12 protein-coding genes are annotated in these 12,031 nt (G+C 35.1%); 2 read left to right on the top strand and 10 right to left on the bottom strand.

Annotation, left to right across the window (positions count from 1 at the left end; all coding sequences use genetic code 11):
- Positions 1–179: 179 nt before the first annotated feature.
- Both ACSBRB_RS02060 and ACSBRB_RS02055 read right to left on the bottom strand, forming a co-directional pair.
- Positions 180–383, bottom strand: coding sequence for a DUF6501 family protein (locus ACSBRB_RS02060; RefSeq protein WP_435031393.1), 204 nt, complete (start codon positions 381–383; stop codon positions 180–182).
- 28 nt (positions 384–411) lie between these two features.
- Positions 412–1,221 carry a VOC family protein gene (locus ACSBRB_RS02055; protein WP_435031392.1) on the bottom strand — a complete coding sequence of 270 codons (810 nt, stop codon included), beginning with the start codon at positions 1,219–1,221 and terminating at the stop codon, positions 412–414.
- 205 nt (positions 1,222–1,426) lie between these two features.
- On the opposite strand from ACSBRB_RS02055, the gene ACSBRB_RS02050 reads away from it, so the two are divergent.
- Entirely contained in the window at positions 1,427–1,621 is a 195-nt protein-coding gene (locus tag ACSBRB_RS02050; RefSeq protein WP_370688023.1) for a Mid2-like cell wall stress sensor domain protein, read from the top strand.
- Positions 1,622–1,647: 26 nt separating this feature from the next.
- Here ACSBRB_RS02050 and lepB read toward each other — a convergent pair whose 3' ends face one another.
- A complete protein-coding gene (gene lepB, locus ACSBRB_RS02045; RefSeq protein WP_435031391.1) occupies positions 1,648–2,250 on the bottom strand; it encodes a signal peptidase I in 603 nt (200 codons plus the stop codon).
- Positions 2,251–2,546: 296 nt separating this feature from the next.
- On the opposite strand from lepB, the gene ACSBRB_RS02040 reads away from it, so the two are divergent.
- Positions 2,547–3,476: an ABC transporter substrate-binding protein gene (locus ACSBRB_RS02040; protein WP_435031390.1), complete on the top strand. Its 930-nt coding sequence runs from the start codon at positions 2,547–2,549 to the stop codon at positions 3,474–3,476.
- Positions 3,477–3,829: 353 nt separating this feature from the next.
- On the opposite strand, the gene ACSBRB_RS02035 is transcribed toward ACSBRB_RS02040, so the two are convergent.
- The 7 genes from ACSBRB_RS02035 to ACSBRB_RS02005 all read right to left on the bottom strand — a co-directional run bounded on the left by ACSBRB_RS02035 (position 3,830) and on the right by ACSBRB_RS02005 (position 12,027).
- Positions 3,830–4,003: a hypothetical protein gene (locus ACSBRB_RS02035; protein ID WP_435031389.1), complete on the bottom strand. Its 174-nt coding sequence runs from the start codon at positions 4,001–4,003 to the stop codon at positions 3,830–3,832.
- Between the two features lie 39 nt (positions 4,004–4,042).
- A complete protein-coding gene (locus ACSBRB_RS02030) occupies positions 4,043–4,213 on the bottom strand; it encodes a hypothetical protein (RefSeq protein WP_435031388.1) in 171 nt (56 codons plus the stop codon).
- Between the two features lie 346 nt (positions 4,214–4,559).
- Positions 4,560–5,834: a dihydrolipoyllysine-residue succinyltransferase gene (gene sucB / locus ACSBRB_RS02025; protein ID WP_435031387.1), complete on the bottom strand. Its 1,275-nt coding sequence runs from the start codon at positions 5,832–5,834 to the stop codon at positions 4,560–4,562.
- A gap of 18 nt (positions 5,835–5,852) precedes the next feature.
- Positions 5,853–8,648 (bottom strand): 2-oxoglutarate dehydrogenase E1 component, encoded by a 2,796-nt coding sequence (locus ACSBRB_RS02020; RefSeq protein WP_435031386.1) that lies wholly within the window; start codon positions 8,646–8,648, stop codon positions 5,853–5,855.
- Positions 8,649–8,960: 312 nt separating this feature from the next.
- Positions 8,961–10,322 carry an ATP-binding protein gene (locus tag ACSBRB_RS02015; RefSeq protein WP_435031385.1) on the bottom strand — a complete coding sequence of 454 codons (1,362 nt, stop codon included), beginning with the start codon at positions 10,320–10,322 and terminating at the stop codon, positions 8,961–8,963.
- The gene (locus ACSBRB_RS02010) at positions 10,319–10,981 is read right to left on the bottom strand and encodes a response regulator transcription factor (protein ID WP_435031783.1); all 663 of its coding nucleotides are present in this window, start codon (positions 10,979–10,981) and stop codon (positions 10,319–10,321) included. The genes ACSBRB_RS02015 and ACSBRB_RS02010 overlap by 4 nt, the downstream gene beginning before the upstream one ends.
- 431 nt (positions 10,982–11,412) lie before the next feature.
- Positions 11,413–12,027 carry a phosphatase PAP2 family protein gene (locus ACSBRB_RS02005; protein ID WP_435031384.1) on the bottom strand — a complete coding sequence of 205 codons (615 nt, stop codon included), beginning with the start codon at positions 12,025–12,027 and terminating at the stop codon, positions 11,413–11,415.
- Positions 12,028–12,031 lie beyond the last annotated feature (4 nt).

The raw sequence follows: 12,031 nt of genomic DNA, 5'->3' as shown, positions 1-12,031 counted from the left end.
TTAAAATAAGTAAACAAAGTTAAAGAAGCACTAAAGAATGAAATACAGATATAGAACATACAATACTCCCCATATCATTAAAAAGTACGACGCACATGCCCCTTTTCTTCATACTAGTACTTCTATTTATTGCTAAGATGTATAGCTTATTCATTTAGTTTTGTATAGTCATGTTGAAGTTAAACTTCTTTAAAATATGTTTTGTAATAACCACCCACAAGACCAGAATTATCAATGATTTGATAATATTCTTCTGTTTCATTGACAACATTATATTGTTTCCCTACTGTGAGCATATCAGAAACTGTAAATTTAGCCGCATCTGTGTGCACGACTTCTACTTTCTTGATGGGTGTTTTTGTTTTCCAAGTTTCGTGTAACATAAATAAATATCCTTTCTTCTATGTAAAATTATGATTGTTCTAAAGTTAAGATAAATGAAATACCACTATTTTCATTGATTCTAACGGATTGACTATCATCTTGTTTAAGTCTTTGATATGGCATACCTATTGTTTCGAGTTGTTCTAAGGCGTTTTGGTATTGTTTTACATCATCCGTCGCAAATTCAACTTGTTCCACCAACCCATGTTCAGGTACTTGAATCGTTTCATCCGAATTGTAGAGATGTAATTCGCCTCCTAAGCCACCATCGCCAATTTTGAATACTTGGATGTTGTCAGTGACTTTAGTTGAAGGAGAATATTGCGCAAAGTGCTCCAATCCCAGCACTTGAGACAATACTGAAATAGTCAGTACAAGTTGATTAACTTTTAAAATAACGGGCCCTAATCCTTGAATCTGATATAGTGGATGTACAGGACTATCAAATGAAGGTGTACCAAGAGGTGTACCTGTATTTTGTTCATTAGAATAGATATCAAAGCGTTGACCATTATGATCTGTAAATGCAAAATGTTTGTTTCCATTTAGTTCAGTGATATCACCATATGTAAAGTCATTTTGTTTTAAAATCGTTTGGTATTCATTTAAGCTTTCATCCGTAGGCACGCGCAACCCTATACTATCAATATGGACTACACTACTATCATAATTGGGAATTTCCATAAAGTGGAGTCGTGTTCCAGAAGCTAGATTCGTATCTCCAAAGCGTACGCCCTCCCCTTTATCTTGATAGTTTAAACCGAGAATATCATGAAACGATTTCTTTGTTTCATCCATATTATTTGTACCTATCGTGACACTTCTAAGCCCATTCATTTACAACACCTCTATCTCTCATTTAGTTCATTATAACGTATTTTTATCAAATTTTGTATGCGTAGCTGTCTCATTAATGAACCGTAACAAATTATTCAAATTCATTATTGTTCAAGATGAGTGAACTATACTAAAATTATAATTGAATAGATTAAGTTGGAAATGCAATCAATCAGATAGATTGAGTTTTTAAAGGAGGCTGTTAATGATGTTAGGATTTTGGATAATCTTTGCACTTACAGTATTAGTTGCAGTTTATACTGGTATCGTATTCTTTACTAATTTATGGAATAAAGATAAAGACAAGAAATCTGCAACAAGTGATAAAAACAATTTATATGGTATTATTTTTGTCGTATTTGTCATTGTAGCGTTAATTGAATTATTTTATGTGAGATAAGATTAGCGAATCATGAAAGCAAAAGTTTATACCATTGAAGCCATAAAAAATCCTGGTAGCATTACGCTTCCAGGATTAAATTTAATCGTAAAGTCACTCAGAGGCCAGTAACGTAAGACGACCTTGCCAACCATTTGTTCATCGGAAACCAATCCGACTTCATCTGCTCTACTATCTATACTATTTTGTCTGTTATCTCCAAGCACTAAATACTTATCTTCAGGTATCTTCAGATTTCTGTTGGCACCTTTAACGTCACTGACTTTAAAGTCCTCTGTTAATTGAGTTATCGCGTTTTCTTTATTCTCTTTTAAATAAGGTTCTTTCACTTCGTTACCATTGACGTATAATTGATCAGAACGATAACGTACCTCATCGCCAGGTTTACCGATCAAACGTTTGATGTAATCCTTTTTTTCATTTGCGTGGAAAATGACGACATCACCTCGATCGAGATGATCCAGCGACTTAGATATTTTACTAATGATAACACGATCTTTGTCTTCAAATGTAGGATACATTGACTCGCCATGTACCGTGTAGTTCGAAATTAAGAAACGATTGATTAATAAAATGATGATTAAAGTGACAGCAACAGTAATAATGAGCTGTATCGTATCCTTCTTCAAAACAGCACCTCCAATTTACAAAGTTATTATATCAAACCTTTTAATTTTAATGGTGCTTTTAATTAAAAGATGATTTTATTATCAGTTTCGACTCCCCTCGTTAACTAAATGGTTGCTTTTATATTTGTTTATACAAGGATAACTAAGATCGCTTAATTGATTTTTAAAAAGTATCTTCACTTAAACGATAGAATAATATCTTTTATTTTGTATCGTAAAAGGCAATTTCTAAAATTTAATTGATAATGGTTATCAGTTAAGGTATAATAACTTCAAATAATAAAGGGGTGTTTCAATTGAAGAAATGGATTATTTTAATTTTAATATTAAGTCTGACTGTCGTTTTAACAGCTTGTGGTGGTTCAAAAGAATCAAGCTCAAAGCAGGCATCAAGTAAGGAAATGACAACATATCAAGTGGGTGGAAAGTCTTATAAAGTACCTAAACATCCACAACGGGTGGCGGTACTTCAAGCTTTTTACGTTGGTAACTTCATAAAATTAGGTATTAAACCAGTTGCGGTAGCTGATTTTGCCGCTGATTCTAGCATTATCAAGCCACATATCAAAGATGTACCATTGATTGGAGAAGATGATGTAGAAAAAGTAGCCGATGCAAAACCTGATTTAATCGTTGTGGATGCAATGGATAAAAACATCCAAAAATATGAAAAAATCGCGCCTACTGTTCCATTTGAGTACAATGATTATACTCATAAAGAAATTATGAAAGAAATTGGAAAGTTAACCAATAAAGAAGATCAAGCCAATGAATGGTTAAAAGATTGGGACTCAAAAACGAAACAAGATCAAAAAGAAATAAAACAAGCTGTTGGAACAAAAGCGACTGCATCCATTTTTGAAGTAGAAGAAAAAGGATTAACCATTTTCGCTTCGAACTGGGGACGTGGAACAGATATTGTGAATGATGCTTTTGGTATGGAGCAGCCTGCCGCGTATAAAGAGAAATTAAATGAAAAAAATGAAGGTTACGCTCCTATTTCAAAAGAAAATATTAATCGCTATGCAGGTGATTACATATTTTTAAGTAAACCAAGCTATGGTAATACAGAGTTTGAAAAAAGCAATCTTTGGAATGAACTACCTGCAGTTAAGCAAGATAAAGTCATCGAGTACAAAGCGGAAGATTACTGGTTTACTGATCCGCTCACATTAGAAAAATTACGTGAATACTTGAAACAACAAATTTTAGAGAAAGCGAAGTAAAATACGATATATTAATATACTAAGAAATAGTAGAGCCCACGCTCCGTGTATGAAGCGTGGGTTAAAGTTATTTATCTATATTTTTTCTTTTCTTCAATTTTTCTTTTCCGAGTAAGAAATAACTAACAGCCACATGCATGACAGTTACAATTAGAACATATACAAATTTAGGCATGAAACCATCAGGTGAAGGTACAAAATAAAACGCTGTACTTAAAACCAAAATATAAATGAGTCCAAATCTAAGCGAATTCATGAATGTCATAATGAACCATTCCTTTTATTTTGTGTAATGATTTCCCTTCTCTTATCCATTTTTCCTGTAAAGTGATTTGTTCATGTCACCGTCTACTTCAGTGTTGTTCACCTTTTTTATTATTGTTATTTACAATTTTTATAAGTTTTTCTATGTTCTGATTTATTTCTTCTTCAGTAAGGTTATTATCTCTTTGGCAAATCTCACCATCTATTCTCCATTTATCATGTAATGTTAAAGGTTTGCGTCTACGTTTTTCATTTTCTTTCATTGTTTGCCCTCCTTGATGATATTGCTGATATTCTTGAATTCACTTTTTTGTGTCATCATTCTCATCGTTTATAAATTTTATAAATTCTTCAATTCGTTTTTCTCTTTCTTCTTTAGTAGAGTTGCTCATTTTTTCAAATTGTTCCGCCTCCATTTTCCATCTTTCAAGCATTGAATACTGTCTATGTTTACTTTTTTCTTGATTTTCCATAATATGTGACCTCCTAGATGACATATATTTAAGTGTAGCTTTTCATAATTTGTTAAACTATTGTTCACTTAATGATGATTAATTATTTATATAAGTACTTTTGCGTCCCATTTACTTGAAATCATTAAATGTAGGATTTTGACTTACATTGATTTTACAGAATATTCGATTAAATTCATTTAAATTAAAATACTTTTCGATTTGAACTGCATATCCACTAACTTATACTGAAAATCCCGAAATATTATCTTCCCACTATCAATGTTCGTCAAACTGTAAAAGTGATAAAAATACAACGACTGAAAAAGCCGTTGTATTCTTATTTCTATCTGTGTTTTGTGTTTAATTAAGATTCCAACAATAGATCCTCTGGGTTTTCTATTAAATCTTTAATTGTTTTTAAGAATCCTACTGCTTCTTTACCATCAATGATGCGGTGATCGTAACTTAATGCGATGTACATCATTGGGCGGTTTTCAATTGTATCTTGATCGATAGCAACAGGACGTGTCATGATAGAGTGCATTCCTAGAATTGCTGCTTGGCTGCCGTTAATAATTGGAGTAGACATCATTGAGCCAAAGATACCGCCGTTCGTGATCGTGAATGAACCATTTACCATATCATCGAGTGATAGTTTCTTCTCTCTAGCTTTTACTGCAAGTTCAGCAATATTTGCTTCGATTTCAGCAAATGTTTTCTTATCACAATCTCTGACGAAAGGTACGAGTAATCCATCATCTGTAGAGACTGCAACTCCAATATCATAGTATTGTTTTGTAACCATTTCATCGCCATCAATTTCTGCGTTCACTTCAGGATATTTTTTCAGTGCAGCTACCGCAGCTTTTGTAAAGAATGACATGAAGCCGAGTTTCGTTCCGTCATGATCTTTCATAAACTGCTCTTTCTTACGCTTACGTAATTCCATCACATTAGTCATATCTACTTCGTTAAATGTTGTCAGCATAGCTGTTTGATTAGATACTTCTAACAATTTATTCGCAGCTGTTTTTTTGCGACGCGACATTTTTTCTCTAATGACTGGTTTATTAATCGTTTTAGATTCAGCTTTTTTCGGCTTTTCTTCTGTTTGAGTAGATGAAGATTGCGTTTCTTGTTGCTGAGCTTTCGGTGATTGTACATCTTCTCTTCTCAAAATATCATTTTCTTTAGGTGCGAGGTCACTTAAACGAATACCTTTTTCACGTGCACGTTTTCTCGCAGATGGTGTCGCTTTAATTCTTTCTGAAGATGAAGCTGATTTTTCCTCAGAAACATCAGTTGATGATGACTTATCATTTGATTGAGCTGATTCTTCAGTTGTCTGAGACGGTTTTGAATCATTTTGTTGATCAGTGCTTTCTTGATTGCTTGATTCACCGCTACCTTCTCCAACGATGGCGATGGTATGGCCTACTTCAACAGTATCGCCTTCTTTAAATAATTGCTCTTGTAAGACGCCAGCTTCTTCTGAAACCACTTCGACATTGACTTTGTCGGTTTCTAATTCTAAGATAGCTTCCCCTTTGTCTACGCTATCTCCCACTTGCTTTAACCATTCAGCAATGGTGCCTTCTGTAATTGATTCTGCTAATTCCGGAACTGTTACCTCTGGCATATAAATTTTCCCCCTAAGTTAGTTTAAACTTTGATTTAAAATAATGTTTTGTACGAGTTTGTGTATTTCTCCATCACCTTCAGCAGGTGCAGCACGGTGGATTCTACCGTGATAACTTAAATCATATTGATCTTGCGTCAGATGTTTCAGATATGGATAAACAAATGACCATGCCCCTTGGTTTTTAGGTTCTTCTTGTACCCAAGCAATTTGTTTTAATTGCGGTAATGTCTCTATGATCGCTTTGATTTCATCTATTGGGAATGGATACAATCTTTCTACTGCGATGAGCAGAATGGACGGGTCAGGTTCTTTCGCTAATCTCTCTTTAAGATCAATAAACATTTTGCCAGAAGCAAGGATGACTTTAGTGACCTGCTCTTTGTCGTGAGGCTCAGCTAAAATAGCTTCAAAAGTACCTTCAGTAAACTTATCGATAGGATCAGCCACTGTTTTATTTCTCAGTAAACTTTTCGGAGACATCACTACTAGTGGTCTCATAGCGTCTGTGTTGAGACTCGCTGCTTGTGCACGTAATAAATGGAAATAATTACTTGAACTAGATAAATTGACGATTGTCATATTATTTTCAGCTGCTAGTTGTAAAAATCGTTCTAAACGCGCTGATGAATGTTCAGGTCCTTGGCCTTCAAATGAGTGTGGTAATAACAACGTGAGGCCAGATTGTTCGCCCCATTTTGCGCTTGCACTCACTAAGAAGTTATCAAACATCATCTGAGACATATTGGCAAAGTCTCCGTATTGTGCTTCCCATAACGTTAAGCAAGATTTATTTTCAATATTATATCCGTATTCAAAGCCTACAACAGCTGCTTCAGATAACGGTGAATTATGGACATCAAATGTTGCTTTTTGATGTGGAACATGTGTGAGTGGAATATATTCCGCTCCTGTTTCACTATCATGTAATACTGCGTGACGATGACTGAATGTACCGCGCTCAGAGTCTTGTCCAGTTAAGCGGACAGGCGTGCCATCTTGCATGATTGTCGCAAAAGCGAGTTGTTCAGCTTGTGCCCAGTCGACTAAGCCACCTTCTTTTTCGAATGGATCACGGCGTTTTTCTAATACTTTATTTAGTTTTTTAAACATGGTGAAACCATCTGGATAACTTAACATCGCATCGTTAATTTCTTTCAGATGTTCCAAACTGAATGTGCGTTGGTCCCCTTTTAATGGTTCTGAAATACTATTAGGTAATTTCATATCTGGATTGTTCATTTTCACATTTTTATCGATACGGTCATGGGCTTGTCTCATTGATTTTTGTACATCTTCTAAAACTTGATTCATTTCTGATTCAGTTAAAATGTTTTCCTCAATCAATTTGTGACCGTAAAGTAATTCGACCGTTTGGTGTTTACGAATATTTTGATATGGCAGTGGATTCGTAATTGATGGTTCATCCATTTCGTTGTGACCATATCTACGATATCCTACGAGATCGATAACGACGTCTTTATGGAATGCTTTTCTAAATTCCATCGCAATATCAATCGCTTCAATCGTCGCTTCGACATCATCTGCATTAACGTGCATAATCGGTACATCGTAACCTTTAGCCACATCAGTTGAATAAGTCGTAGATCTACCATCTTCTGGTTCTGTCGTAAATCCGATACGGTTATTCGTTATGATATGCAACGTACCTCCAGTTGAGAAACCATTCAAGTTACCTAAGTTCATCGTTTCAAAGTTAATACCTTCTCCTGGATAAGCTGCATCACCGTGAATGAGAATCGGCATTGACTTGCTGAATGACGTTTGTGGCTGCCCAGCTTCGTTCGTCGTATCTTGATTTGCGCGAGTCTTGCCCAGTACGACTGGTGCTACAATCTCTAAATGACTTGGATTATTCGCGAGAGAAATTCGTTGTTCAATACCATAAGAAGAAGTTGTTTTAATACCACCTAGATGATATTTTACGTCACCTGTCCAACCTGAAGTGAGTAGTAAACTACCATCTTCAGGTAAGAATTTCATTGGATCGGTATGCATAAACTCTGAAATCATCATTTCATATGGCTTTTCAAGCACGTGGGTTAGCACGTTTAGTCGACCTCGGTGCGCCATACCTATTTGAATATTCTGAATATCTTCGTCAGCAGCTATTTTAATCGCATGTTGTAGCATTGGAACGAGCGTATCAACACCTTCGATTGAAAAACGTTTTGCCCCGACAAAATTTTTATGCAGATACTTTTCAAAACCTTCTACCTTAGCTAGGATTTTGAATAATGTTAACTTAGCTTCTTTATCTAAAAGTGTTTGATTCGGTCTTTCTATGCGGCGTTTAAGCCAGGTACGTTCTTTATTGTTATTAATATGTGTGTATTCAAAAGCAATTGGCCCCTTATAACGCTGCTCCATACGTTCAATTGCTTCGAGCGCGTTGTCATATATTTCTGAAAAATGATCAGAAATAATGCGTGCAGGAATACGTTCGATGACCTCTCTATCTAAATCGAAATCTTCAATTGTTAATCTTGGCACATGCTCTCTTTCAGGACGATTGATGGGATAAATATCAGCTAAAAGATGCCCGTACTGTCGGATATTATCGACTAATCTTACCAATCGTTTGATTGTGCTGCTGTATTCCTGTTCGGAAAATTGAGTCTTCGTTTGAGTTTGTGTGTGCGTCCCGTCATTTTTTATCGTACTGAAAAGGATTTGTAAATCATCAGGAACGCTGTTTGGTTCTTCTAAATACGTGTCGTACAGATCTAAGATGTAACCGAGATTTGTACCAAAATTGACAGGTGCTTCGGAAACCTGTTTTTTGTCGCTCATGTTTTACCCTCCACAAAATAGTTAAAACGCTTACAAGTAAATAATAGCATTAAACGACTGGAAATTAAAGTGCAAAAATAGGATTATGCAGGGGTTTTTTAAGCGATTACAGAAATTTATTTGTGAAAATTTTAGCATGTGTTAATTACTTAAATTGGATTAAATGTCACAGTATTGTCACGCAATGTGCTGAAAATAATAACGCAATGAATATCATAGCAAAAACGACTTCACCGTGTTTTTAGGATGAAGTCGAAAAAATTCGCTTTCGATTGTATATCTTTCTCAATGTGCAAAGAGGTTTTATTTACTTTATTGAGCGAAAATAATTTTAAATGTTGTGTACTCACCGACTTCACTCTCAACTGAAATTGAGCCATTATTATGTTCGATGATTTTTTGTGCAATGGATAACCCAAGACCATTGCCACCGAGTTTGCGGGAACGTGATTTATCAACACGATAGAAACGATCAAAAATAAAGTCGATATCTTCTTTAGGAATACCGACACCATGGTCAGTAATTTCTATAGAGATTTGATTGTTTTTTAATCTTGTTTCAATATGGATTTGTTTTTCTATTTGGTCGTATTTCATCGCGTTATCAATAAAAATGACAAGTATTTGTTCAAATTGGTGTTGGTTCATACGTAATTTGAGTGGTTTATGGGACGGCTTGAACTCAAATGTGTAATCCGTATGAAGATGTTCTAACGCTTTAATTCTTGATTCGATTTCAGCATTCACATCGACATTGACTTGTTCATTGGTTTGGATTTGATTGTTTTCTTTCGTTAACATAAATAGTTCTTCAACCAAGCTTGTAATCCGTGTCATTTCTTCAAGTGACGTATTTAGTGATTCTTCTAGCACTGCTGGATCTTTTTTACCCCACCGCTGAATTAGATTTAAATGACCCTGAATAATTTGGAGCGGTGTACGTAATTCATGGGAAGCATCTTCGACAAACTGACGTTGCTGGTTAAATGATTCTTCGAGTTGCTCCATCATTTCATTAAACGTATCAATCAAATCATCCGTCTCGACATAGTTCGTACTAAGTTCTAATTTTTCTTGGAACCCGTTACGTCTGATTTGTGTCATTTTATTAGACATCGTAATTAAAGGTTTAGTGATTTGTGAAGAGAAAATATAGCTGACACACGCAGTGATTAATGTTGCGACAATACCGAATATCAATGCGCAAATATAGAGTGAATTCACAAGACGATTATAGACTTCGAGTGAATGGATGATGACAGTGTAACCGTGGAAGTATTCATCGTCAATACGTGAAGTCACAATGAGATAGTCTATAGTGCCATCGGACATCACTGAAATGTGTTTGTTGTCAATGTCAGTCAGCGATGGTGAGAATTCGACTGTATTATCATTGGATGATTCAGTTAATTTTTTACCATCTTGATTGTATAATACAACCTTTTGGAAGTTACCGAGAGAGGCGTTTAAATCCAAACTTGTAATCGTTTCGATGGGTTCTCGATGAAGTAAATTGTTGATGTCACTCGCACTTCTTTTGGCTTCTTGCACTTCATTATATCTCAAAGCACTACTTAAGAATAAAATAATAATTAATGTAAAGACGAAAATGGTTGAAAAAGTGATGGTCGTTGTGATGGCCATCCATTTAGTTCTTAATTTACGCTGCTTCATTTTCTAAGCACGTATCCTACACCACGCACGGTTTCGATATATTTGTCTTTATTGAACGGTTTTAATTTATTTCTTAAATAACGAATATACACATCGACAACGTTCGTTTCCACTTCACTATCATATCCCCATACATCATCTAGAATTTGTTCACGTTGTAAAACGCGGTTTCGGTTTGTTGCGAGTAAATAAAGTAAATCATATTCCTTTTTAGTTAAGTCTAGTTTTTGACCATCTACAGTAACAATAAACGCATCTACGTCAATGACTAGACCATCCATATCTATAAAGTTTTTCTGAGGTTGTCTTCTGAGCATTGCACGAATACGAGCTAATAACTCTTCGATATCAAACGGTTTCACGATATAATCATCTGCACCGTAATCCAATCCAGTTACTTTATCATACGTATCGCCCTTGGCAGTAATGATAATAATGGGTGTTGACTTCTCTTGACGAATGCGGCGGCATACTTCTAGTCCGTTGAGCTTGGGAAGCATTAAATCGAGTAGAATCAGATCATATTCTGTGTCGAGTGCACGATTTAAGCCAGTTTCGCCATCATATTCTATATCCACATGGTAATTTTCATGATTCAGTTCTAATTCAATAAAACGAGCGAGATTCTGCTCATCTTCGACAATTAATATATTGATCATCGATTGCACCTCTATATTTTTAATTAGTTGCATGTTCACTCTTCATTATAAATTATCTCAAATAAATGTATAGCAAAAAAAGTGAAAAGAAAATTGCAGGATTTAATTGACAATAATTCTCAGTCATGTATAATGTAGTTGAAAATGATTATCAATACCAAGTAAGATCTTTCCCCCACACTTATATGTTCTCATTGGATTGATCATTTTCATCAATATCCCCCTTTTATATGCCCGTAAAAGACTAACGTTGTAAATCAACGTGTGAGATAAAGACCGTTTTTACGAATGTAAAACGGTCTTTATAATAAACAAAAGACTTTTTGACACAATAAGCGGCTAGAACGATCGTAGTTCTAGCCGCTTATCTTCATTTAATTATAATTTCAAACTGCGTCTACTACTATATATAGAGAGGTTCACTTTCCTAGTTAAATCTGTAATTGATTCCGTAAGATGAGCGTTGTCATTAACAGACAGAACGCACCACCTAAAAAGCCAGCTACAACATCTGTTGTATAGTGTATACCTAAATACACACGAGAAACACAAATTGAAAGAATTAAGCAAGCACATAAGGTGATTGCTGTCCTTTTTGCTTTTCCTTTCAGCAATCGGTTCGCTATATAGATACAACTACCGAAAAATGCCGTGGAGCCCATCGCGTGACCACTTGGAAAGCTAAATCCTGAAATATCAATGAGACGTAACAGTGAAGGCCGTTCACGTTCAAAGATGTTTTTTAACAACGGATTGAGTGTACTTGATAAAGTCATTGTAAGCGCAAAAAGTAACGCTTCAATATTGTAGCGTTTCAATAATAAATAAGCTACAAAAATGAGTGAAAGACAAATCATCACCCATACTTCTGCGATGCGGGTTACACCGATAAAGAAGCTTGTAGTAATTAAACTTTCTGTTGAGTATATAAAGTCATATACTTCATTATCCACCCATCGCCCTAATCTCGACTCGTGGAAGAAAGCAATGACACCAAATATTAATGTGAAGATAATTAATAATGAAATACGTTTCCATCGATTCATAGTG

The sequence above is a fragment of the Staphylococcus auricularis genome (genome assembly GCF_051172115.1).
Classification (GTDB): domain Bacteria; phylum Bacillota; class Bacilli; order Staphylococcales; family Staphylococcaceae; genus Staphylococcus; species Staphylococcus auricularis_A.
This window is presented reverse-complemented; position numbering and strand designations above follow the sequence as displayed.